We start from the raw sequence: 23,075 nt of genomic DNA, 5'->3' as shown, positions 1-23,075 counted from the left end.
AACCGCTGATTCCGCCCCGCCCGCCCGTCCGCGGTGCCCGGTTTGCGCCCGCCCGGTGGTGATTTCGTCCTTTGGGTCAGGTGCGCCCGGTGCCCGGTTCGCGTACGGTTGACGGCTGCCCTACGCACAGAAGAAGGGGGCCTGGGTGGCCGCGCAGAATGCCACGCACGCGCCGGACTCCGTCCACGACGCACAGCCGGACAGCACACGCGAACGCGAGATCGCTTCCGAACAGCAGCATCTCGACCGTGTCTACCAGCGGCTGGAGGAGAAGATCCACGAGGCCGAGTTCCTCATGGACGACGCCGCCAAACGCGGCCAGGTCGGCACGCCCGGCGCCCTCGCCGAGCGGGACGCCCAGGTCTTCCAGGCCGGCGCCCACCTGAACCGGCTCAACTCCGAGTACGAGGACTTCCTCTTCGGCCGGATCGACCTGCTCCTGGGCAAGGACGGCAAGAAGGGCCCGGACGGCGCGTACACCTCCGTCGAACCCGCCGACGGCGCGATCACCGACGGCCGCGCCGAGATCGCCGAGACCCTGCACATCGGCCGCCTCGGCGTGCTGGACGCCGACTACAGCCCGCTGGTCATCGACTGGCGCGCACCCGCCGCCGCCCCCTTCTACCGCGCCACCCCGGTCGCGCCCGGCCGCGTCGTACGCCGCCGGGTCATCCGCTCCAAGGGCCGCCGCGTCCTGGGCGTCGAGGACGACCTGATGCGCCCGGAGATCGCCGCGACGCTGGACGGCGAGGAGCTGCCCGCGGTTGGCGACGGCGCGCTGATGGCCGCCCTGGGGCGGGCCCGCAGCCACACGATGCGCGACATCGTCGCCTCCATCCAGGCCGAGCAGGACATGGTCATCCGGGCCCCCGCCGCCTCCGTCACCGAGGTCGAGGGCGGCCCCGGCACCGGCAAGACCGCGGTGGCGCTGCACCGTGCCGCCTACCTCCTCTACCAGGACCGCCGCCGCTACGCGGGCGGCATCCTCATCGTCTCCCCGACCCCGCTGCTCGTCGCGTACACCGAAGGCGTCCTGCCGTCCCTCGGCGAGGAGGGCCAGGTCGCCATCCGCGCGCTGGGCTCCCTGGTGGACGGCGCGGAAGCCACCGCGTACGACTCCCCGGCCGTCGCCCGCATCAAGGGCTCCAGCCGGATGCAGAAACTGCTGCGCAAGGCGGCGCGCGGGGCCCTGGAAATGGCCGGTACGGCGTCCGCGGGGGCCGCCGCCCAGGCGCCCGCCGACGGCCAGCTCGCCTTCGGCGAGGAGGACGAGGCGACAGCGGCCCCCGCCGGACCGCCGGACCGGCTGCGGGTGGTCGTCTTCGGCTCCCGCGTCGAACTGGACGCACGCGACCTGCACCGCATCCGGCACAACGCCCTCGGCGGCACCGCACCCGTCAACCTGCTGCGCCCGCGCGCCCGCCGCCTGATCCTGGACGCCCTCTGGTCCCGCTCCGGCGCGGCCAAGCGCTACACCGATCCCGAACTGGCCGCCGAGGCCCGCCAGGCGTTCGACGAGGACATCACCACCGAGCCGGACTTCCAGGACTTCCTCGACGCCTGGTGGCCGGAGCTGACCCCGCGCGGCGTGCTGGCCGCCATGGCCGACGAGCGTCGGCTCGGCCGCTGGGCGCGCCGGGTGCTCAACCAGCGCGAGGTGCGCAAGCTGGCCCGCTCGCTGAGCCGGCTGGACGACAAGGGGCAGGGGCCGCTGTCGGTCCACGACGTGGCACTGCTGGACGAGCTCCAGCTCATCCTCGGCGCGCCGCCCCGGCCCGCCCGGCCCCGCGAGGCCGACCCGCTGGACCAGCTCACCGGTCTGGAGGAGCTGAGGACGTACGGCGAGCGGATGTCCGGCGGCGGCCGCGGCAGACGCGAGCGGCTGGAGGAGGAGCGTACGGACTACGCCCACGTCATCGTCGACGAGGCGCAGGACCTGACGCCCATGCAGTGGCGGATGGTCGGCCGCCGCGGCCGGCACGCGACGTGGACGGTGGTCGGCGACCCGGCGCAGTCGTCCTGGTCCGATCCGGACGAGGCGGCCGTCGCCCGCGACGAGGCGCTGGGCACCCGTCCGCGCCGCCGTTTCACCCTCACCGTCAACTACCGCAACCCGGCGGAGATCGCGGAGCTGGCGGCGCGGGTGCTGGCGCTGGCCATGCCGGGCATGGAAGCGCCGGAGGCGGTCCGTTCCACGGGCCTGACGCCGCGTTTCGCGGTCGCCGACGAGAACGACCTGGCCGGTTCCGTCCGGGAGGCGGCCCGGCTGCTGCTGGACGAGGTGGACGGCACGGTCGGCGTCGTGGTGGCGATGGACCGCCGTGCGGAGGCCCGCCGCTGGCTGGCGGAGCTGGGCGACCGGGTGGTGGCGCTGGGCTCGCTGGAGGCCAAGGGCCTGGAGTACGACGCGACCCTGGTGGTCTCGCCCGCCGAGATCGCGGACGAGTCGCCGGCCGGGCTGCGGGTGCTGTACGTGGCGCTGACCCGGGCCACCCAGCAGCTGACCGTGCTGTCCGGGGCGCGCGACGAACCGGACGAGGACGGGGTCCCGGATCTTCTGAGGGACTGAGCGGCCGGGGCGTCCCCGGGCGTCCGCCGAACGGCGGTGCCCCGCCGCGAAAGAAGGTGGCGGGACGGGATTCGCTTCCAGGGATGGTTTGTTAGCCTTGGTGGTGGCACCGGCCCGATCCAAGCCCCCGGGCCCAACCATAGTCGCTACGAGCGACCACTTGCCGCGAGGCGAGCATGGCGGGTCGGTGTCACTGAACCACACGACGGGCGCCTCCCGGAGCAATCCGGGAGGCGCCCGTCGGCGTTCGCGCAGTGTTCATCCGCGCTTGCCGGTCAGGTCTTCCGTTCGACCAGACTCTCTCGTATGGTGGAAAATCCTTTCCGTAACGGGAGTCTGGTTACCGTGTACCGGCTGGTAGGTGGGACGATCGGTCCTCGCACTCCGGCCTGATCCCGCCGCGGACCCCCGGAGCGGCGCGCAGAGAGAAACAAGGGAAAGCAGAGGAAGTCGGCCATGGCAACGGCGCCTAGCGTCTCGTATTCGATGACGGTGCGACTGGAGGTTCCCGCGAGCGGTACGGCGGTCAGCCAGCTCACCACGGCCGTGGAGTCCTCCGGCGGCTCCGTCACCGGCCTCGATGTGACCGCCTCCGGCCACGAAAAGCTCCGCATCGACGTCACCATCGCCGCGACCTCCACCGCCCACGCGGACGAGATCGTCGAGAAGCTCCGCGGCATCGAGGGCGTCTCGCTCGGCAAGGTCTCCGACCGTACGTTCCTGATGCACCTCGGCGGCAAGATCGAGATGCAGTCGAAGCACCCCATCCGCAGCCGTGACGACCTGTCGATGGTCTACACCCCCGGCGTCGCCCGGGTCTGCCAGGCCATCGCCAACAACCCCGAGGACGCCCGCCGCCTGACCATCAAGCGCAACAGCGTCGCGGTCGTCACCGACGGCTCCGCCGTGCTGGGCCTGGGCAACATCGGCCCCAAGGCCGCGCTGCCCGTCATGGAGGGCAAGGCGGCCCTCTTCAAGCGCTTCGCCGGCATCGATGCCTGGCCGCTGTGCCTGGACACCCAGGACACCGACGCGATCGTGGAGATCGTCAAGGCGATCGCCCCCGGCTTCGCGGGCATCAACCTGGAGGACATCTCCGCGCCCCGCTGCTTCGAGATCGAGGCCCGGCTGCGCGAGGCCCTGGACATCCCGGTCTTCCACGACGACCAGCACGGCACCGCCATCGTGGTGCTCGCCGCGCTGACCAACGCGCTGCGCGTGGTGGACAAGAAGTTCGAGGACGTCCGCGTGGTGATGTCCGGCGCCGGCGCCGCCGGTACGGCCATCCTCAAGCTGCTGATGGCGGCCGGCGTCCAGCACGCCGTCGTCGCCGACATCAACGGCGTGGTGCACGCCGGCCGCGAGGACCTGGTCGACGCCGACCCCGACTCGCCGCTGCGCTGGATCGCCGACAACACCAACCCGGAGGGCGAGACCGGCACTCTCAAGGAGGCCGTCGTCGGCGCCGACGTCTTCATCGGCGTCTCCGCCCCCAACGTCCTGGACGGCGACGACGTCGCCAAGATGGCGCAGGGCGCGATCGTGTTCGCACTCGCCAACCCCGACCCCGAGGTGGACCCCGCGATCGCGCGGCAGACCGCCTCCGTCGTGGCCACCGGCCGTTCCGACTTCCCCAACCAGATCAACAACGTGCTGGTCTTCCCGGGCGTCTTCCGCGGCCTGCTGGACGCCCAGTCCCGTACGGTGAACACGGACATGATGCTGGCCGCGGCCGGCGCGCTGGCGAACGTCGTCCTGGACGACGAGCGCAACGCGAACTACATCATCCCGAGCGTCTTCAACGACAAGGTCGCGGGCGCGGTGGCCGACGCGGTGAAGGAAGCCGCGAAGGCCGCGGGAGAGGCTGTGACGGCCGCCACGACGGCCTGACCGCCCGGCGCGTCGCGTGGCACCGGGTCCGCGGCGCCCCCATAGGGTGGCGGGCAGCAAACGGCCGCCACCCTGCGGGGCCGGCCCGGTGGGGCACGGTGCGGGACGTCACCACTCTGAGGCAGTGGCGCTTTTCGTGTGACCCTCCTGGGTGCCGGATTGGCTTTACCGCCGCAGGTGGGGGCAGGATGCGTATCCGGGCGCGAGGGTCTGTCAGCAGACCCGGGTCCGGGCACCGTCCAAGGGCCCTGGCAGCATCGGCTTCGATCTCACGCCTCATTGGCAAGAAGAACACGGGAGTACAAACATGAACCGCAGTGAGCTGGTGGCCGCTCTGGCCGACCGTGCCGAGGTGACCCGCAAGGACGCCGACGCCGTTCTGGCCGCGCTCGCCGAGACCGTCGGCGAGGTCGTCGCCAAGGGCGACGAGAAGGTCACCATCCCCGGCTTCCTGACCTTCGAGCGCACCCACCGTGCCGCTCGCACCGCGCGCAACCCGCAGACCGGCGACCCGATCCAGATCCCGGCCGGCTACAGCGTGAAGGTCTCCGCGGGCTCCAAGCTCAAGGAAGCCGCCAAGGGCAAGTAAGCCGCCGGGGGCCCGACCGGCCCCCTGGTGACAAAGGCGTGAGGGCGGCCGTCCCCTTCGGGGGACGGCCGCCCTTTTGCGTGCGCGACCTCAGGCGCCCGGTTTCCGGCGCCCCCCCGGCATCCGGAGTACGGCGTTCAGTGGCCACGGAGGTGCCCAGAAGGCCCGCGAATGGGGCCGGTGGGGCCCTAGTGCCTCCTGAGGTCTCCCGTTGCTCTACAGGGGCGTAGAAGCTGCTTCGTGGGCTCAGCCGGCGCGCGGGGGTGGTCGGGGGCATGTGCGCGGCCGGACACCGGCAGACGCTCGGGACCGCCGCCGTCCTCACCCGGCGCCGCCACCCGGCGCCGCCGTCTGTCGCCTCCGCCCCCGTCGCGTCACCCCTCGCGCGCCCGTCGCAACCGCAATGTCCGCAGGCTCGGCCCGCGAGTGTCACCCGACCCAAGGGTCCGAATTAAACCATTCGCAAAAGCAAAAGCACTCGGCCTGGCGTGGCGTCCCGAGCGCAGCGGAAGGGGCGGCCGCCCTCTCGGGTGACCGCCCCTTCCGCTCTCTGCCGCGCGGCGGGTGCGCGGGCCGCACACCCGCCGCGCCGGTCAGGCGCTCAGCGCCCCGTTCGGCAGCTCCACGTGCGCCCCCAGGCTCACGAGCTTCTCCATGAAGTTCTCGTAGCCCCGGTTGATCAGGTCGATGCCGTGCACGCGCGAGGTGCCCTGCGCCGCGAGCGCGGCGATCAGGTACGAGAAGCCGCCGCGCAGGTCCGGGATGACCAGGTCCGCGCCCTGGAGCTTGGTCGGCCCGGACACCACGGCCGAGTGCAGGAAGTTGCGCTGCCCGAAGCGGCAGGCGCTGCCGCCCAGGCACTCGCGGTAGAGCTGGATGTGCGCACCCATCTGGTTGAGCGCCGACGTGAAGCCGAGCCGGGACTCGTACACCGTCTCGTGGACGATGGACAGGCCCGACGCCTGCGTCAGGGCGACCACCAGCGGCTGCTGCCAGTCGGTCTGGAAGCCGGGGTGCACATCGGTCTCCAGGGCGATCGCGTCCAGCGAGCCGCCCGGGTGCCAGAAGCGGATGCCCTCGTCGTCGATCTCGAAGGCGCCGCCGACCTTGCGGTAGGTGTTCAGGAAGGTCATCATCGAGCGCTGCTGCGCGCCGCGCACGTAGATGTTGCCCTCGGTGGCCAGCGCCGCGGACGCCCAGGAGGCCGCCTCCAGGCGGTCCGGGAGCGCGCGGTGGTTGTAGCCGCCCAGCTTGTCCACACCGGTGATCCGGATGGTCCGGTCGGTGTCCATGGAGATGATCGCGCCCATCTTCTGCAGGACGCAGATCAGGTCTTCGATCTCCGGCTCCACGGCCGCGTTCGACAGCTCGGTGACACCCTCCGCCAGGACGGCGGTCAGCAGCACCTGCTCGGTCGAGCCGACGGACGGGTACGGCAGGCGGATCTTGCAGCCGCGCAGCCGCTGCGGGGCCTCCAGGTACTGGCCGTCCGCCCGCTTCTCGATGGTCGCGCCGAACTGGCGCAGCACGTCGAAGTGGAAGTCGACCGGGCGGCCGCCGATGTCGCAGCCGCCCAGGCCCGGGATGAAGGCGTGGCCGAGGCGGTGCAGCAGCGGGCCGCAGAAGAGGATCGGAATGCGCGAGGAGCCGGCGTGCGCGTCGATGTCGGCGACATTGGCGCTCTCCACGTGCGACGGGTCGAGGATGAGCTCGCCCGCCTCGTCACCGGGGCGCACCGTGACGCCGTGCAGCTGCAGCAGGCCGCGTACGACGCGTACGTCGCGGATGTCGGGCACATTGCGCAGTCTGCTCGGACTGCTGCCGAGCAGCGCGGCGACCATGGCCTTGGGCACGAGGTTCTTCGCGCCGCGAACCCGGATCTCGCCCTCCAGCGGGGTGCCGCCGTGGACAAGCAGTACGTCGTCGGTAGAGACGGTCATGGATCTCGCGTTCCTGGAGACGGACAGGGGGCCAAGGGGAAATGGTAAGGGCGGGGGAGGGGGTGCCCGTAGGCCGGAGCGGGTTCGGGGCGTGTAATGGCTTTGTCACAACACCCTCCGCTACGGTCCGCCTTTGTTCTGTAATCGACATTCGGTACGTTGTGTACGGCTACGACACGCTATGCCGCCTCTGCCGTCGGCCTGTGCGCCGGGGCTGCCGTCGTACGCCCTGCGCTGCTCTCGCCCGGGTACCGCAGTTGACTCCCCGCCGCGGTCCGAAGTGCGGGATCATGTCCCCATGACCGAGGTGTCCTCGCTCACCGGCCGGCTGCTCGTCGCCACACCGGCGCTCGCCGACCCGAATTTCGACCGCGCGGTGGTGCTCCTGCTCGACCACGACGAGGAGGGGTCCCTCGGCGTGGTCCTCAACCGCCCGACGCCCGTGGGGGTCGGCGACATCCTCCAGCCGTGGGCGTCCCTGGCCGGCGAGCCCGGCGTGGTCTTCCAGGGCGGCCCGGTCTCGCTGGACTCGGCCCTCGGCGTGGCCGTGGTGCCGGGCGGCCCCGAGACCCCGGAGAGCGCGCTGGTCGGCGACGGCCCGCTGGGCTGGCGCCGCGTCCACGGCGCCATAGGGCTGGTGGACCTGGAAGCCCCGCCGGAACTGCTCTCCACGGTGCTCGGCAGCCTGCGGATCTTCGCCGGTTACGCGGGCTGGGGCCCCGGCCAGCTTGAGGACGAACTGGCCGAGGGCGCCTGGTACGTCGTCGAGTCCGAACCGGGCGACGTGTCCTCCCCCGATCCCGAACAACTCTGGCGAGCGGTCCTGCGCCGCCAGCGCAACGAACTGGCCATGGTGGCGACGTACCCCGACGACCCGTCCCTGAACTGACGCCCCGAGCCCCGGATTCCACTCGCCCCCACCCGGGTGAACCCCCGCTGGGGGGATGCGAGCGCGCCCCCGTAGGGCACCCGCCTCCCGCCCCGCCGTCCTCGGCCTCAGGCCTCACTCCTCGGCCTCAACCCGCCGTCCCCGGCCTCAGCCCCCACCCATACCGAAGAACCGTTCCGCCAGTGGATGGGCGCCGCGGTGGGGCAGCGCGAGACGGACGGTCACCGGCGGAGCGTTCTTCAGGCGTACGAAGCGGATGCCCGGATGGGTGTGCCGCGCGGCCACCTCCTGCGGCGCCACCCCCACCCCGTGCCCGGCGGCCACCGCCTCCAGCCACTCGTCGAAGTTGTCCGCCGTGCAGGCCAGGCGCGGGCGCCGGTCCGCGGGCCACAGTTCGGGGCGGGTGCTGCCGGTGACGGTGTTCACCACGAGCGGGTGGTCCGCCAGCTCGGCCCAGTCCAGCACGCGGCGGCGCGCCAGCGCCCCGTTCGCGCCGAGCCGGCCGACCGCGGCGACCCGCGGTTCGTGCAGCAGTACCCGGGTACGGACATCCGCCTCCGGCGGGTCGTCCCCGCGCAGTACGACGATGTCCGACTCGCCGGTGTCCAGCCCCGCCAGCGGCGTGTCCCGGCGCACCAGCCGCACCCCGGCCCCGGTGGCCGCCTCGAACTCCGCGGTCAGCTCGGCACAGGCGGCGGGCAGCAGCGACGTGAAGCCGAGCCGCAGCACGGGCTGCCCGCCGGGGGAGCGCAGCGCGGCGGCCAGGCGGGGGAGCAGCGGCGCCAGCTCGGCGTACAGCCGCCGGCCGTCCTCCGTCAGCTCGACGCGCCGGGTGGTGCGGTCCAGCAGCCGCCTGGCGAGGGTCTCCTCCAGGGCCCGTACGGACTTGGTCAGCGCGGGCTGGCCGACGCGCAGCCGGTCGGCGGCGTAGGTGAAACTGCGCTCCTCGGCAACGGCCATGAAGGCGCGCAGGTGCCGCAGTTCGACCCCGTCGAGCCCGTCAGTGCCACGCGCCCTTCCCGCCACCGGCTCCGCGCCCGCCGTCTTGTCCATGCTGCCGCCACCCTCCACCGAAGCGCTGCCGCGCTCATCCGCACGTGGCCGTCCGCACACGTCCCCGCCGGACATCCGTCGCTCCGCGCAGGCACCTCCCCGAACACCCGAGGAGCGGCTGCGCTTCCCGGGCCGGGGGCCGACGGACCAGTTCAGCGTCTTCGCTCAGCCCAACGCCTCCTCGACGGCTTCAAAGATGTCCGCGCCGGTCTCCTGCTGCCACGTCGGCAGATCGGCCCAGTCGGCCACGTAGCCGGGCTCGGGGCCCTCGAAGTGCCGGAACATCCGGGCCGTCCAGCACGCCGTGACGAACCGGCGCTTCTGTTCGCGGGACGGCCTCCACGTGCGGCCTCCGCTGAGCTCGACGGACTGTCGGACCTGCGCGTGGACGGCACCGGCGGCAGCGCGCTCCCACTGCGGGGTGGCGTCCCACGGAGTGACGTAGCCGGCCTTGGGCTCTCCGGGGAAGTGCCGGCGCACTCCCGCGGTCCAGCTCTCCCGGAACAGTCGCGCGCCTTCGGTCTGCGGCACACCAACCCCTTTCGTCACGGCGTGCCGGCGAGACGATCTCCGTCCGCGGCTCCGCCGACGCGGCTCGACGTCGATCCGCTGCCGCACACATCACACCTATTCCCCCCGGGCATCAATCCCCCGCTCGGGCATTTCCCCCACCTCCCGGAGCCCGCCTACGTTCCTCCGGTCGATGCACAGGAGCTGGCGGAACAGGGGAGTTGGCAGCGATGCGCAAGGTCTGGTTGTTGGCGCTGGGGGCGTTCGCGCTCGGGCTCGACGCCTATGTGACGGCGGGGTTGTTGCCGGTGGTCGCGCACGACCTCGGTACGACGGTTTCGCTGGTGGGACAGATGGTGACGGTGTTCACGCTGGCGTATGCGGTGGCCGCGCCGTTGGTCGCGGGACTGTCGGCGGGAGCACGGCCGCGGCTGCTGATCCTGCTCGCGCTCGCGGTGTTCACGGTCGGAAACGCCGCTACGGCGCTCGCGCCCGCGTGGGGTGCGCTGCTGGCGGCCCGGATCGTCGCGGGGGCCGGGGCCGGGGTGTACGCGGCCCTGTCGACGGCGGCCGCGTCGGCGCTGGTGTCGGCTGAGCGGCGTGGACGGGCGTTGGCGCTGGTCATGGGTGGCATGAGTACGGGCACGGTGCTCGGTGTGCCGGTGGGGGTGCTACTGGCCGAGCACGCGGGGTGGCGGTCGACGATGTGGCTGGTCACGGGGCTGGGGGCGGTCGCCCTGGCGGGGCTGGCCGGGCTGCTGCCCGCGGTGCCCGCGGACCCGCCGGTCCCGGTGCGGGCGCGGCTGGCCGCTGTCGCGGACCGTGAGGTGGCGCCGATCGTCGGTGTCTCGTTCCTGGCCGCTGTGGCGAGCCTGGGGCTCTACACGTATCTGGCGCCGGTGCTGGCCTCTGCGGGGGGAGTGGACGAGGTCGCGCCGTACCTGTGGGCGTGGGGGATCGGCGGGGTGCTCGGGAGCCTGGCGGCCGGGCCGTTGGTGGACCGTACGGGGAAGGCCGTGGCCCTGGTGGGCGGCGTGCTGGTGACCGTCGCCGCAGCTCAGGCGCTGCTGCCGCTGCTGGCCTCCGCCGCGCTGCCCGGCGCGGGCGCCGCCCTGGTGGTCTGGGGCGCGGCGGGCTGGGCCCTTCAGGTGCCGCAGCAGCACCGGCTGCTCGCGCTGCGCGACGACCGGGGCACGGTGGCCCTCGCCCTGAACAACTCGGCCCTCTACCTGGGCAGCGCGGTCGGCTCGGCGCTCGGTGGGCTGGCCCTCGCGGCGGGCGTCCGGGCCTCCGCGCTGCCGTGGGCGGCGGCAGGGGTCGCGGCCCTCGCCCTCGCCCTCCACCTGCGCGCGGCCCGCCGCTCCCGGCACGCCGCGCGCGTCGGTACCCTTGGCGGTTATGAGCACTGTTGAGCCCGAGCGCGGGGCAGGTACGGGGACCCTCGTAGAGCCGACGCCGCAGACGTCGCACGGCGACGGCGATCACGAGCGCTACGCCCACTATGTCCAGAAGGACAAGATCATGGCGAGCGCGCTCGACGGGACCCCCGTCGTCGCTCTCTGCGGCAAGGTGTGGGTGCCGGGCCGGGACCCGAAGAAGTACCCGGTCTGCCCCATGTGCAAGGAGATCTACGAGTCCATGGGCGCCGGCGGCGACAAGGACAAGGGCGGTAAGGACGGCGGCAAGAAGTAGTCCGTCCGGGGGCGGCGCGCTGTCGCGCGGCTCCCCGCCCGCCTCGCGCGTGTCCGGCCCGTTCCCGTACCAGGAGCGGGCCGCACGCGTGGTGCGCGCCGCACACGGAGGCCCGGTCCCCACGCGGGGGCCGGGCCTCCGGTGTCGGTGCGCCGGGCGTGTCAGTCGCTCCAGGGGGTGAGGTTGAAGATGTCGCCGCTCTCGGCGTTGGCGATGCACTGGTTGGCGTAGGTGTGCTGGTAGGCGGTGGTCCTGCCGTGCCAGGTGCCGTGGGTGACGACCGTGACCGGCTGGTAGATCTTCGTGCAGGCGCGGTGGATCCGCGGGACGCGGGCGTAGTCCCCGTTGGCGAGGGCCAGCTTGAGGCAGGACGCCTCCGGCGTCGGGTGGCTGCCGCCGGTCGGGAAGCACCGCAGGTAGGCGGCGGCGAGGAGCGGCCCGGAGGGGTCGGTGCCCTCGTGGATGGCGATGTGCTGGCGGCCGCCGGTCTCCGGCTGGGCGTCCGTGGCGGCGGCGGGGGCCGTGGCGAAGGGGAGCAGGCTCAGGGCGGCGACGGCCAGCAGGGCGGTGCGTACGGGTCTTGAGCGCATGGGGTCGGTCGGTCCTTTGTGTGTCGTGCGGCTGGGAGCTGCTTCCAGGGGTGCTGCCGGGGGCCGGTCCGCGTGGACGAGGCCCGGGGCCGCTTCTGGGAGCCGAGGAGGGACATCTGATTCATAGATAGACGTACCGGGACGGATTGCCGACGAATGTGGGCCAGTGGCGGCGTGTCGCCCGCGCCGTTGCCTGATCGGCTCTTGTGGGGGAGCGTCGGCGCGCTTAGCCTCCTGAGGATTGTGCATGGCGAAACGCCCGTTGCGTATGCTGCAACGATCCTTCAGGGGGTACCCAATGCAGCTCTCCGCCCGAACAGCCGCCCGTGCCGCGGCACTTGCCCTGACCCTCGGCACCGCCGTCGGCTGTGCCCCGTCCACCTCGGGCGGCGGCGCCAAGGAAGACAGCAAGTCCGGCACGCTGCGGGTCTGGCTCTTCCAGGAGGTCAACAACAAGCCCAAGGAAGAAGTCGTCCGCAAGGCGGTGGCGGACTTCGAGGCGGCCCACAAGGGCACGAAGGTCGATGTCGACTACATCCCGGTCGACACCCGGGCCCAGCGCATCAAGGCCGCCTTCAACGACCCCAAGAGCGCCCCCGACGTCATCGAGTACGGGAACACCGACACAGCCGGATACGTGAAGGACGGCGGACTGGCCGACGTCAGCCAGGAGTTCGGCGCCTGGAAGGACGCCAAGGACACCGACCCGACGGCCAAGCAGTCGGTGACCGTGGACGGCAAGGTCTACGGCGCGCCGCTGTTCGTCGGCGTCCGCGCGCTGTACTACCGCACCGATGTGTTCAAGGACCTGGGGCTCGCGGTCCCCACGACCCTGGACGAGGTCGCCACGACCGCCCGCACGATCCGCGAGAAGCGGCCCGAGCTGTACGGGATCTCCGTCGGCGGCGCGTACACCTACGGCGCGCTGCCCTTCCTCTGGGCGCACGGCGGCGAGCTGGCGACCGGCAAGGGCGACGCGTACACCGCCGCCGTGGACAGCCCGAAGGCGCAGGCGGGCATCAAGGCGTACGCGGACCTCTTCGGCGACACCAACTGCCCGGCCGCCAAGTGCGCCGAGATGGGCGGCAACGACACCGTCGCCGCCTTCGCCGCCGGGAAGGCGGGCATGACGATCGGCGGCGACTTCAGCCACCAGGCCATGGAGGACGGCAAGGTCAAGGGCAAGTACGCGGTCGTACCGCTGCCCGGCACCACGAAGGGCTCGATCGCCCCGGCCTTCGCGGGCGGCAACAACATCGGCGTGCTGAAGAGCTCTTCGCACCGCACGCTGGCCGTCGACCTGATGAAGTCGCTGGCCGGCAAGGACACCCAGCGGCGGCTGTTCGACGCGATGGGCTTCCTGCCGACGTACGGCGACGTACGGGCCGAGGCGGCGCGGAAGCAGCCGTTCGTGCAGCCCTTCGTACGGACCCTGGAGGCGGGCGCCAAGTTCGTCCCGGCCTCCCCGGCCTGGGGCGGCATCGACTCCTCGCTGGTGCTGCCGACGATGTACCAGGAGATCGTCAGCGGCCGTAAGGACGTCGCCACGGCTTCCGGCGACGCGGCCAAGAAGATGGACGAGGCGTTCAAGAAGTGACGCTCACGGTCAAGGAAGCACGCCCCGGGAGCGGCCGGCCGCCGCTCACCGGAGGCCGCCGGCTGCGGCCGCCGTCCCGGCACGGGAGCCGCTGGACACCGTGGCTCTACCTCGCCCCCGCCCTGGTCGTCCTCGGCGGTCTGCTCGTCTACCCGATCTACCAGCTCGGCCTGATCTCGTTCCTCGAATACACCCAGGCCCAGGTCAGCGGCGGCGAACCGACCAGCTTCAAGGGACTGGCGAACTACGCCGAGCTGTTCGGCGACGGCCAGTTCTGGCAGGTGCTGCTGGCGACCGTGGTGTTCGCCGCGGCCTGCGTCCTGTGCACGCTGGTGGCCGGCTGCTCGACCGCCGTCCTGCTCACCCGCATCCGGGCGGTGCCGCGGCTGGCCCTGATGCTCGCCGCGCTCGGCGCCTGGGCCACCCCCGCCATCACCGGCTCCACCGTCTGGGTCTTCCTCTTCGACCCGGACTTCGGGCCGGTCAACCGGGTGCTGGGCCTCGGCGACTTCTCCTGGACCTACGGGCGCTACAGCGCCTTCGCGCTGGTCCTGCTGGAAGTCGTGTGGTGCTCGTTCCCGTTCGTGATGGTGACCGTCTACGCCGGCATCCGCGCCATCCCGGGCGAAGTCCTGGAGGCGGCCGCCATGGACGGCGCGTCGCAGTGGCGGATCTGGCGCTCGGTCATGGCGCCGATGCTGCGGCCGATCCTCGTCGTCGTCACCATCCAGTCGGTCATCTGGGACTTCAAGGTCTTCACCCAGATCTACGTCATGACCAACGGCGGCGGCATCGCCGGGCAGAACCTCGTACTGAACGTGTACGCCTACCAGAAGGCGTTCGCCTCGTCCCAGTACAGCCTGGGCTCGGCGATCGGCATCGTGATGCTGCTGATCCTGCTGGCCGTCACGCTCGTCTACCTGCGCCTGCTGCGCCGACAGGGGGAGGAACTGTGAGTACGGTCCGCACACCGCGGATACGGCGGCCAGGACGGCTGGCCGCCGAGGCGGGCGCGCTGCTGCTCGCCGCCGCCGTGGCCTTCCCCCTGTACTGGATGGTGCTGTCCGCCTTCAAACCGGCGGGCGAGATCCAGTCCACCGAACCGGTGCCCTGGACCCTCCACCCTTCCCTGGACGCCTTCCGGCGGGTCTTCCAGCAGCAGGACTTCGGCCGCTACTTCCTCAACAGCCTCTTCGTGGCGGGCGTCGTCGTCCTCGTCTCCGCGCTGATCGCCTTCCTCGCGGCGACGGCCGTCACCCGCTTCCGCTTCCGGTTCCGTACGACGCTGCTGATCATGTTCCTGGTCGCGCAGATGGTGCCGGTCGAAGCGCTGACCATCCCGCTGTTCTTCCTGATGCGGGACGTCGGCGACGCCGTACCCGGCATCGGACTGAACACCCTCGGCTCCCTGGTTCTGCCGCACCTCGCCTTCTCCCTCCCCTTCGCGATCTGGATGCTGCGCGGCTTCGTCCGCGCCGTGCCGGAGGCCCTGGAGGAGGCCGCCTACCTGGACGGCGCGTCGCGCGCCCGCTTCCTGTGGCAGATCCTCTTCCCGCTCGTCTTCCCCGGGCTCGTCGCGACCAGCGTCTTCTCCTTCATCAGCACCTGGAACGACTTCCTCTTCGCCAAGTCCTTCATCATCAGCGCGACGGAGAACTCCACCCTCCCGATGGCGCTGCTGGTGTTCTTCAAACCGGACGAGAACGACTGGGGCGGGATCATGGCGGCCTCGACCGTGATGACCATCCCCGTACTGGTGTTCTTCGTGCTCGTACAGCGCAGGCTGGTGTCGGGCCTGGGCGGCGCGGTGAAGGACTGACGACGCGCCCGCACCCGTCCCCCTGGCGAACCGCACCGGACACCCCCACCCCTCTAGCCCCAGAGAACGCCCCCGAGAACGGAAGGGTCAGCACATGGACGACGCAGCGACGGCGGACGGCGCCCGTACGGAGACCGACCTGATACCCCTGCCGCGCGACACCCGGCCGGGGGACGGCGCGTTCCTCCTGGGCCCGGGGACCGCACTGGACGCGGGCCCCGGTACGGAAGCCACCGCGGCCTGGCTGCGCGGCACCGTCGGCGCCGCGACCGGCCTGCCGCTCCCTCCCCGTACGACCGGCGACGGCACCTCCGGGCACGGCCCCGACAGCGGCGTCATCCGCCTCCGCGTCGACGCCGGGACCGCCGACGCGCTCGGCCCCGAGGGCTACCGGCTGACGGCCGACAGCAGCGGCGTCACCCTCCTGGGCGGCGGCGCGGCCGGTGCCTTCTGGGGTGCGCAGACCCTGCGGCAGTTGCTCGGCGCGGACGCGTACCGCCGCGCGCCCCTGCGCCCCGGACAGCGCTGGTCCGTACCGGCCGTACGTGTCGAGGACGCGCCCCGCTTCGCCTGGCGCGGCATGATGCTCGACGTCGCCCGCCACTTCCTGCCCAAGGACGGCGTGCTGCGCTACCTCGACCTGCTCGCCGCGCACAAGCTCAACGTCCTGCACTTCCACCTCACCGACGACCAGGGCTGGCGGATCGAGATCCGGCGCCACCCGCGCCTCACCGAGGCGGGCGCCTGGCGGGAGCGCACCAAGCTCGGCCACCGGGCCTCGCCCCTGTGGGACGACCGGCCGCACGGCGGCTACTACACCCAGGACGACATCCGCGAGATCGTGGCCTACGCCGACGCCCGGCACATCTCCGTCGTCCCGGAGATCGACATCCCGGGCCACTCGCAGGCCGCCATCGCCGCGTACCCGGAACTGGGCAACACCGACGTCATCGACACCGGCGCCCTCAAGCCCTGGGACACCTGGGGCGTCAACCCGAACATCCTCGCCCCCACCGACACCACCCTCCGCTTCTACGAAGGGGTGCTGGAAGAAGTCCTCGACCTCTTCCCCTCCCGGTTCGTGCACATCGGCGGCGACGAGTGCCCCAAGGACCAGTGGCGGGCGTCGCCGGCCGCCCAGGCCCGCATCAAGGAACTGGGCCTGGCCGACGAGGACGAGCTGCAGAGCTGGTTCATCCGGCACTTCGACAGCTGGCTCGCCGACCGCGGACGCCGCCTGATCGGCTGGGACGAGATCCTGGAGGGCGGCCTCGCGCCGGGCGCCGCGGTGTCGTCCTGGCGCGGCTACGCGGGCGGCATCGCCGCCGCCCAGGCCGGTCACGACGTCGTCATGTGCCCCGAGCAGCAGGTCTACCTGGACCACCGGCAGGACGGCGGCGCCGACGAACCCGTACCGATCGGCTACGTACGGACCCTGGAGGACGTCTACCGCTTCGAGCCGGTGCCCCCGCAACTGACGCCGGACGAGGCCGCCCGCGTCCTCGGCACCCAGGCCAACGTCTGGACGGAGGTGATGGAGAACCAGCAGCGCCTGGACTACCAGGTCTTCCCGCGGCTCGCCGCCTTCGCCGAGGTCGCCTGGTCGCGGCTGCCGCCCCCCGAGGACCGTGACCACGCCGGCTTCACCCGCCGGATGGACACCCACTACCACCGCCTGGACGCGCTCGGCGTCGACTACCGGCCGCCCGGTGGTCCCTTCCCGTGGCAGCGGCGCCCCGGGTTGCTCGGACGTCCGATCGAGGGGTCGCCCCCAAACGTGTGAGCCGGAGCGGATGCGGGCGGCCGGCGCCGGCGGTACCTGGGACGGTGGTTCCCGCGGAACGCACTGAAGGCAGCCAAGGTGAGGTATGTCCGGTACATCGCACCAGCCGGGGGCGGGAACGTCCGCCCGCGCACCGCTCGGCCCCCGGCTCCGGCCACGGCCGGGGGCCGAGCCGGGACGCCGTCCCGCACGTCACGCCTGCTCCACCGCAGCCCGGCCACCGTCCGCCGTCCGCCCGGCGCCGCCGCCCGCCGGCACGCGCCCCGAACATCCCGAACGCCCCGAACACCGGCCATGTCCCGTACGCGGCGCGCCCGCTGCCGTCCCAAGGCGTCCGGAAGCCGGGCCCTAGCACCGCGGGCCTGCAAAGATGTGCCAGAGTTGCCACGTCCGGACCGTGAGCACGTACCGTACGGCGGAGCGGAACAGCCGGGACACCGGGGAAGGGGCAGCTGGGTTGACCACGCACGCACCGCAGGCTTCGCAATCGGTGACGTTGCCGGCCTCGCTCGACGAGGCCGTGGCGGCGCTCGCCGCCATGCCCGCCGCCGTGCCCGTCGCGGGCGGTACGGACCTGATGGCCGCCGTCAACTCCGGGCTGCTGCGGCCCGCGGGACTGGTGGGCCTCGGCCGGATCAGCGAGATCCGCGGCTGGCAGTACCAGGACGGCCACGCCCTGCTCGGCGCGGGCCTGACCCTCGCCCGGATGGGACGCCCCGACTTCGCCGCGCTCATCCCGGGCCTTGCCGCCGCCGCCCGCGCCGCCGGCCCCCCGCAGGTACGCAACGCGGGCACCCTCGGCGGCAACATCGTCACCTCCGCGCCCACCGGCGACACCCTGCCGGTGCTCGCCGCCCTCGAAGCCGACCTCGTCGTCGCCGGACCCGGCGGCGCCCGCCGCGAGATCCCCGTCAGCCACCTCCTGGCCGGCCGCGAGATGCTGCGCCCCGGCGAACTCGTCGGTTACGTACGGGTGCCGCTCCTGCACGCCCCGCAGACCTTCCTGAAGGCCACCGGACGCACCGGCCCCGGCCGCGCCACCGCCTCGGTGGCCCTCGTCCTCGACCCGGCCCGGCGCGGCGTGCGCTGCGCGGTCGGCGCGGTCGCCGCCATGCCGCTGCGGCCCCTGGAGGCCGAGCAGTGGGTGGCCTCCATCATCGACTGGGACGGCGAACGCAAGCTGGTGCCCGAGGCGCTGGCCGCCTTCGGCGACTACGTGGCCGCCGCCTGCATCCCGGACCCGCCACCGCCGCAGGACGGCACGGAACCGCAGACCCTGCCGCCCGCCGCGCTGCACCTGCGCCGTACGGTGGCGGCCCTGGCCCGCCGAGCACTTGGGAGGGCGCTCTCGTGAGCGACGCCGACCGCCCCGACCGTAACGACCGGCGCAACAGCCCCGAGGACACCCAGCCGCTGCGTGTGGTGCGACCGCAGGACCGCCAGCGCTGGGAACCGCTGCCCCAGGGCAACGAGTACGAGTCGGAGGCCACCGCCTTCGTCCAGCTCCCGGACGGCTTCACCAGCGGCCCCTACCCGGGTGGTTACGGCTACCAGGGCTACCCGGACCCGCACGGCCCCGGCACCCCGGACGCCCACGGCGGCGTACCCGGCACCGGCGACCACGGCGGATACGCCGCCGACCCGCTCGCCGCGCCCGGCCACGGCTACACCCCGCCGTCGTCCTTCGCCCCGCCCACCCCGGGCGCGACGACCGACCCGTCGGCCACCGGACAGTGGACGCTGCCGTTCGCGGACGCCCCGGCCACCGACCTGCCCGCACACGGGATGACGGGCAGCGGCCCGCACACCGGCGCGCCGGGCGGCCACTACACCGACGGCACGGACGGCGCGTCGCACGCCCTCTGGCCCGCCGCGGGCACCGACGGGTCCAGCGGCACCACGGGCCAGTGGGCGATCCCGACGGCCCCGGACGAGATGCTGGAGGAGTCCGGCGAGTACCTGCTGGGCGACGACCGTACGCACCCGGCCTCCGGGTACGGCACCGCGTACGGCCCCTACGACCACGGGCACGGCCACGGCCACACCCCGGTGGACCCGGCGGCGACCGGGCAGTGGCACTTCACCACCGACCAGCACACCGGCGCCGGCCACCTGCCGTACGGGCAGCAGCCGCTCCGCCCCGCCGACCAGGTGACACCGGGCTACGACCCCGGCCACCACGTGCCCGCCTCCGGCGACAGCGCGGGCGGCACGCTGGGCGGCGCGGGCAACTGGTCCCTGCCCGCCGACGCGCTGGCACAGTGGCCGCCGCGTGCGGAACCGCTCGACGAGCGTCCGGCCGAGCCGCGGGACGGGGCGGAGTCGGGTGCGGAGGCGGAGCCGGACCCGGAGCCGGTTTCGGAGCCGGAGCCGGAGGCCGGGGAAGACGTCGGCCAGGCTGCTTCGGGCCCCGTCGTGTCCGGGCCGATCGCCCTCGGCCCGGCCGCCGCCGACGCCGTCGAACCGGGTGTGGACGGGAGCGGGACGCCTGCTGCCGGGACGCCTGCCGCCGGGGCTCTTGCGGACGCTGGAGCGCGTACGGACGCAGAGGCTCGTACGGAGGAGGCCACCGGCGAAGCCCCGGCGGACGCCACCGCCGAAGCCGGCGTCGCCCCGGCAGCCGCCACCCGTGCCGCCACGGACGCGCCCCCGGCCGCCGACGCCCAGCCCGCCGCCCCCGAGGCGGCCGGGCCGGAGGAAGCCACCGACGGCGTGCCCGCCGAGGCCACGACCTCTGAGGCCGGGGCCGGAACCGAGCCGGAGTCCGGTGCCGCACCCGGTGACGGAACCGCACCCGGCACGGACCCCGAAACGCCGTCGGCCGAGTCCGCTCCGGCCGAGCCCGTCGGCCAAGCCGCCCCCGACGCCCCGGCGGCCCCTCCCGCCGAGCCCGCCGTGCCCGGCGACGCACCCACGGAACCGGCCGCCGCTCCGGAGCCCGAAACCGCCCCGGACCTCGCGGAGCCCGCCGCCACGGCCGAAGAGCCGCCCGCAGCACCGGACGCCGCGCCCGCCCCCGGAACCACGCCGCCTCCGGCCGGCGACACAGCCGTGGCCGCGACCCCGGCCCCGACCCCGGCCGACGACACGACGACGGAACCGCTCCCCTTTCCCCACGACGAACACCCCCACACCTCCTACGTCCTCTCCGTCAACGGCACCGACCGCCCCGTCACCGACGCCTGGATCGGCGAGTCGCTGCTGTACGTACTGCGCGAGCGCCTCGGCCTCGCCGGGGCCAAGGACGGCTGCTCGCAGGGGGAGTGCGGCGCCTGCTCCGTCCAGGTCGACGGGCGCCTCGTCGCTTCCTGCCTGGTGCCCGCCGCGACCACCGCGGGCAGCGAGGTCCGTACGGTCGAGGGCCTCGCGCAGCACGGCGCGCCCTCCGACGTGCAGTGCGCCCTCGCCGACTCCGGCGCCGTGCAGTGCGGCTTCTGCATCCCCGGCATGGCGATGACCGTCCACGACCTGCTGGAGGGCAACCACGCCCCCACCGAGCTGGAGACCCGGCAGGCCCTCTGCGGCAACCTGTGCCGGTGCTCGGGCTACCGCGGCGTGCTCGACGCGGTCAACGAGGTCGTACGCGGCCGGGCCGACGCCGCGGCGGCCGCCGAAGAGGCCGCGGCCGCCGCCCCCGAGGAGCCCGGCACCGGCACCCCCCGTATCCCGCACCAGGCGGGCCCCGCCGACCCGCAGGGCCCCGCTTCCCACGGCCACCACCCCCACGGGCCGCACCCCCACGGCCCGGGCGCTGATCCGCAGTCCGGAGGCTCCGTATGACCGGCACATCCGAGGGCGCCGGCGCCGTCACCGCGCCCCCCGCCGCGGGCGACCGTTCCGGCGGGCCCGCCGACCCGCCGCCGCACGGCCTCGGCGTCTCCCTCCCGTCCGCGGACGCGCCCGCCAAGACGGAAGGCGTCTTCCCGTACGCCTCCGACCTGTGGGCCGAGGGCCTGCTGTGGGCCGCCATCCTGCGCTCCCCGTACCCCAGCGCCCGCATCCTCTCCGTCGACACCCGGCAGGCCGTGGAGATGCCGGGCGTACGGGCCGTCGTCACCCACGCGGACGTGCCGGGCGACGCCGGGCACGGCCGGGGCGTCCCCGACCGCCCGGTCTTCGCGCACGACGTGGTCCGCCACCACGGTGAGCCGATCGCCGCCGTCGCCGCCGACCACCCCGACACGGCCCGGCTGGCCGCGGCCGCCATCGAGGTCGAGTACGAGGTGCTGGAGCCGGTCACCGACCCGCAACTGGCCTTCGAGGCCGAGCCGCTGCACCCGGACGGCAACCTGATCCGGCACATCCCGCTGCACTTCGGCGACCCCGAGGTGGTGGGCGAGACCATCGTCGAGGGCCTGTACCGCATCGGCCGCCAGGACCCGGCGCCGATCGGCGCCGAGGCCGGGCTGGCGGTGCCGCGTCCGGACGGCGGTGTGGAGATCTACACCGCCTCCACCGACCCGCACACCGACCGCGACCTGGCCGCCGCCTGCTTCGGGCTGGAGCCGGAGCGGGTACGCGTCGTCGTCACCGGCGTGCCCGGCGCCACCGCGGACCGCGAGGACCCGGGCATGCAGTTGTCCCTCGGGCTGCTGGCGCTGCGCACCGGCTGCCCGGTGAAGCTGGCCGCCACCCGCGAGGAGTCCTTCCTCGGGCACGCCCACCGCCACCCGACCCTGCTGCGCTACCGCCATCACGCGGACGCCGAGGGCAAGCTGGTCAAGGTCGAGGCGCAGATCCTGATGGACGCGGGCGCGTACGCGGACACCTCCGCCGAGGCGCTGGCGGCCGCCGTGTCGTTCGCCTGCGGCCCGTACGTCGTCCCGCACGCCTTCATCGAGGGCTGGGCCGTCCGGACGAACAACCCGCCCTCCGGGCACCTGCGCGGCGAGGGCGCGATGCAGGTCTGCGCCGCGTACGAGGGGCAGATGGACAAGCTGGCCGCCAAGCTCGGCATGGACCCGGCCGAGATCCGGCTGCGCAACGTCATGGCCACCGGCGACCTGCTGCCCACCGGCCAGACCGTCACCTGCCCCGCGCCGGTCGCCGAACTGCTGCGCGCCGTCAAGGACGAGCCGCTGCCCGAACTCCCCAAGGACACCCCGGAGGAGGACTGGCTGCTGCCCGGTGGCCTGGAGGGCGCGGGCGAGCCGTCCGCGGTGCGCCGCGGCGTCGGCTACGCGCTCGGCATGGTCCACATGCTCGGCGCGGAGGGCGCCGACGAGGTGTCCACCGCCACGGTCAAGGTCAGCGGCTCGGTCGCCACCGTGCTGTGTGCGGCCGTGGAGACCGGCTCCGGCTTCTCGACCCTGGCCCGCCAGATCGTCCAGGAGACCCTGGGCATCGAAGAGGTGCACGTGGCGGGCGTCGACACCGACCAGCCGTCCGCCGGGCGCGCCTGTCACGGCCGCCACACCTGGGTCTCCGGCGGCGCCGTCGAACGCGCCGCCAAGATGGTGCGTACCCAGCTCCTCCAGCCCCTGGCCCACAAGTTCGGCATGTCCACCGAACTCCTCCAGATCAACGACGGCAAGATCACCTCGTACGACGGTGTCCTCAGCACCACCGTCGCCGAAGCCCTCGACGGCAAGGAACTGTGGGCCACCGCCCAGTGCCGCCCGCACCCCACCGAGCCCCTCGACGAGAGCGGCCAGGGCGACGCGTTCGTGGGCCTGGCCTTCTGCGCGATCCGCTGCGTCGCGGACGTCGACATCGAACTCGGCACCATCCGCGTCGTCGAGATGACCGTCGCCCAGGACGTCGGCCGGGTCCTCAACCCGCGCCAGCTCCGCGCCCGTATCGAGGCCGGTGTCACCCAGGGCCTCGGCGCGGCCCTGATGGAGAACCTCCGCACCACCCGCGGCCGGATCCGCCACCCCGACCTGACCGGCTACGCGATGCCCACGGCCCTCGACGCCCCCGACATCCGCATCGTCAAACTCGTCGAGGAACGCGACGTCGTGGCCCCCTTCGGCGCCAAACCCGCCAGCGCCGTCCCGGTCGTCACCTCCCCGGCCGCCGTGGCCTCCGCCGTACGCGCCGCCACGGGCCGCCCGATAGGCCGCCTCCCGATCCGGCCCCAGGCGGCGGTGGCGCAGCAGCAGTAGGCGCCCGTACCCGGAACCGTCGCTGCCGGAATCCTGCCGGTGCGCGG

At 73.3% G+C, this 23,075-nt stretch carries 17 protein-coding genes; 13 read left to right on the top strand and 4 right to left on the bottom strand.

Annotated elements, in window-relative coordinates; translation table 11 throughout:
• Positions 1-145: 145 nt before the first annotated feature.
• From AB0A97_RS06015 to AB0A97_RS06005, 3 genes are all read left to right on the top strand, one after another.
• Complete coding sequence (locus AB0A97_RS06015) at positions 146-2,569, top strand: UvrD-helicase domain-containing protein (protein ID WP_361144937.1); 2,424 nt, start codon at positions 146-148, stop codon at positions 2,567-2,569.
• Positions 2,570-3,025: 456 nt separating this feature from the next.
• Positions 3,026-4,459, top strand: a complete 1,434-nt coding sequence (locus tag AB0A97_RS06010; protein ID WP_361144933.1) for an NAD-dependent malic enzyme — start codon at positions 3,026-3,028, stop codon at positions 4,457-4,459.
• A 307-nt stretch (positions 4,460-4,766) separates the two neighbouring features.
• The gene (locus tag AB0A97_RS06005) at positions 4,767-5,048 is read left to right on the top strand and encodes an HU family DNA-binding protein (protein ID WP_004571953.1); all 282 of its coding nucleotides are present in this window, start codon (positions 4,767-4,769) and stop codon (positions 5,046-5,048) included.
• A 593-nt stretch (positions 5,049-5,641) separates the two neighbouring features.
• Here AB0A97_RS06005 and murA read toward each other — a convergent pair.
• Positions 5,642-6,988 (bottom strand): UDP-N-acetylglucosamine 1-carboxyvinyltransferase, encoded by a 1,347-nt coding sequence (gene murA / locus AB0A97_RS06000; RefSeq protein WP_360136259.1) that lies wholly within the window; start codon positions 6,986-6,988, stop codon positions 5,642-5,644.
• Positions 6,989-7,286: 298 nt separating this feature from the next.
• On the opposite strand from murA, the gene AB0A97_RS05995 reads away from it, so the two are divergent.
• On the top strand, positions 7,287-7,877 hold the full coding sequence (locus AB0A97_RS05995; protein WP_361144929.1) for a YqgE/AlgH family protein: 591 nt from the start codon (positions 7,287-7,289) through the stop codon (positions 7,875-7,877).
• Positions 7,878-8,024: 147 nt separating this feature from the next.
• On the opposite strand, the gene AB0A97_RS05990 is transcribed toward AB0A97_RS05995, so the two are convergent.
• Positions 8,025-8,930, bottom strand: coding sequence for a LysR family transcriptional regulator (locus AB0A97_RS05990; protein WP_361144926.1), 906 nt, complete (start codon positions 8,928-8,930; stop codon positions 8,025-8,027).
• A gap of 165 nt (positions 8,931-9,095) precedes the next feature.
• Positions 9,096-9,461 (bottom strand): hypothetical protein, encoded by a 366-nt coding sequence (locus AB0A97_RS05985; RefSeq protein ID WP_361144923.1) that lies wholly within the window; start codon positions 9,459-9,461, stop codon positions 9,096-9,098.
• Positions 9,462-9,670: 209 nt separating this feature from the next.
• Between AB0A97_RS05985 and AB0A97_RS05980 the strand changes: the two genes are divergently transcribed.
• Entirely contained in the window at positions 9,671-10,852 is a 1,182-nt protein-coding gene (locus tag AB0A97_RS05980; RefSeq protein WP_361144920.1) for an MFS transporter, read from the top strand.
• Complete coding sequence (locus AB0A97_RS05975; RefSeq protein ID WP_031007434.1) at positions 10,839-11,132, top strand: DUF3039 domain-containing protein; 294 nt, start codon at positions 10,839-10,841, stop codon at positions 11,130-11,132. The genes AB0A97_RS05980 and AB0A97_RS05975 overlap by 14 nt, the downstream gene beginning before the upstream one ends.
• 161 nt (positions 11,133-11,293) lie before the next feature.
• Here AB0A97_RS05975 and AB0A97_RS05970 read toward each other — a convergent pair whose 3' ends face one another.
• Positions 11,294-11,722 (bottom strand): SSI family serine proteinase inhibitor, encoded by a 429-nt coding sequence (locus tag AB0A97_RS05970; RefSeq protein WP_361144917.1) that lies wholly within the window; start codon positions 11,720-11,722, stop codon positions 11,294-11,296.
• 298 nt (positions 11,723-12,020) lie between these two features.
• On the opposite strand from AB0A97_RS05970, the gene AB0A97_RS05965 reads away from it, so the two are divergent.
• From AB0A97_RS05965 to AB0A97_RS05935, 7 genes are all read left to right on the top strand, one after another.
• On the top strand, positions 12,021-13,319 hold the full coding sequence (locus AB0A97_RS05965; protein WP_361144914.1) for an extracellular solute-binding protein: 1,299 nt from the start codon (positions 12,021-12,023) through the stop codon (positions 13,317-13,319).
• A gap of 62 nt (positions 13,320-13,381) precedes the next feature.
• Positions 13,382-14,275, top strand: a complete 894-nt coding sequence (locus AB0A97_RS05960) for a sugar ABC transporter permease (protein ID WP_361145332.1) — start codon at positions 13,382-13,384, stop codon at positions 14,273-14,275.
• Complete coding sequence (locus AB0A97_RS05955; RefSeq protein ID WP_361144911.1) at positions 14,272-15,138, top strand: carbohydrate ABC transporter permease; 867 nt, start codon at positions 14,272-14,274, stop codon at positions 15,136-15,138. The genes AB0A97_RS05960 and AB0A97_RS05955 overlap by 4 nt, the downstream gene beginning before the upstream one ends.
• Positions 15,139-15,232: 94 nt before the next feature.
• Positions 15,233-16,921, top strand: coding sequence for a beta-N-acetylhexosaminidase (locus tag AB0A97_RS05950; protein ID WP_361144908.1), 1,689 nt, complete (start codon positions 15,233-15,235; stop codon positions 16,919-16,921).
• 457 nt (positions 16,922-17,378) lie between these two features.
• On the top strand, positions 17,379-18,275 hold the full coding sequence (locus tag AB0A97_RS05945) for an FAD binding domain-containing protein (RefSeq protein WP_361144905.1): 897 nt from the start codon (positions 17,379-17,381) through the stop codon (positions 18,273-18,275).
• Positions 18,272-20,701, top strand: a complete 2,430-nt coding sequence (locus tag AB0A97_RS05940; protein ID WP_361144903.1) for a (2Fe-2S)-binding protein — start codon at positions 18,272-18,274, stop codon at positions 20,699-20,701. The genes AB0A97_RS05945 and AB0A97_RS05940 overlap by 4 nt, the downstream gene beginning before the upstream one ends.
• Complete coding sequence (locus AB0A97_RS05935; RefSeq protein ID WP_361144901.1) at positions 20,698-23,028, top strand: xanthine dehydrogenase family protein molybdopterin-binding subunit; 2,331 nt, start codon at positions 20,698-20,700, stop codon at positions 23,026-23,028. The genes AB0A97_RS05940 and AB0A97_RS05935 overlap by 4 nt, the downstream gene beginning before the upstream one ends.
• Positions 23,029-23,075 lie beyond the last annotated feature (47 nt).

This window comes from Streptomyces sp. NPDC045470 (genome assembly GCF_040646595.1).
Lineage (GTDB): Bacteria > Actinomycetota > Actinomycetes > Streptomycetales > Streptomycetaceae > Streptomyces.
This window is presented reverse-complemented; position numbering and strand designations above follow the sequence as displayed.

Excerpts from the sequence above, each read along its gene's own strand:
- AB0A97_RS06010 (WP_361144933.1), top strand. The coding sequence starts at position 3,026 with ATGGCAACGGCGCCTAGCGTCTCGTATTCGATGACGGTGCGACTGGAG.
- AB0A97_RS06005 (WP_004571953.1), top strand. The coding sequence starts at position 4,767 with ATGAACCGCAGTGAGCTGGTGGCCGCTCTGGCCGACCGTGCCGAGGTG.
- murA (WP_360136259.1), bottom strand. The coding sequence starts at position 6,988 with ATGACCGTCTCTACCGACGACGTACTGCTTGTCCACGGCGGCACCCCG.
- AB0A97_RS05995 (WP_361144929.1), top strand. The coding sequence starts at position 7,287 with ATGACCGAGGTGTCCTCGCTCACCGGCCGGCTGCTCGTCGCCACACCG.
- AB0A97_RS05990 (WP_361144926.1), bottom strand. The coding sequence starts at position 8,930 with ATGGACAAGACGGCGGGCGCGGAGCCGGTGGCGGGAAGGGCGCGTGGC.
- AB0A97_RS05980 (WP_361144920.1), top strand. The coding sequence starts at position 9,671 with ATGCGCAAGGTCTGGTTGTTGGCGCTGGGGGCGTTCGCGCTCGGGCTC.
- AB0A97_RS05975 (WP_031007434.1), top strand. The coding sequence starts at position 10,839 with ATGAGCACTGTTGAGCCCGAGCGCGGGGCAGGTACGGGGACCCTCGTA.
- AB0A97_RS05970 (WP_361144917.1), bottom strand. The coding sequence starts at position 11,722 with ATGCGCTCAAGACCCGTACGCACCGCCCTGCTGGCCGTCGCCGCCCTG.
- AB0A97_RS05965 (WP_361144914.1), top strand. The coding sequence starts at position 12,021 with ATGCAGCTCTCCGCCCGAACAGCCGCCCGTGCCGCGGCACTTGCCCTG.
- AB0A97_RS05950 (WP_361144908.1), top strand. The coding sequence starts at position 15,233 with ATGGACGACGCAGCGACGGCGGACGGCGCCCGTACGGAGACCGACCTG.
- AB0A97_RS05935 (WP_361144901.1), top strand. The coding sequence starts at position 20,698 with ATGACCGGCACATCCGAGGGCGCCGGCGCCGTCACCGCGCCCCCCGCC.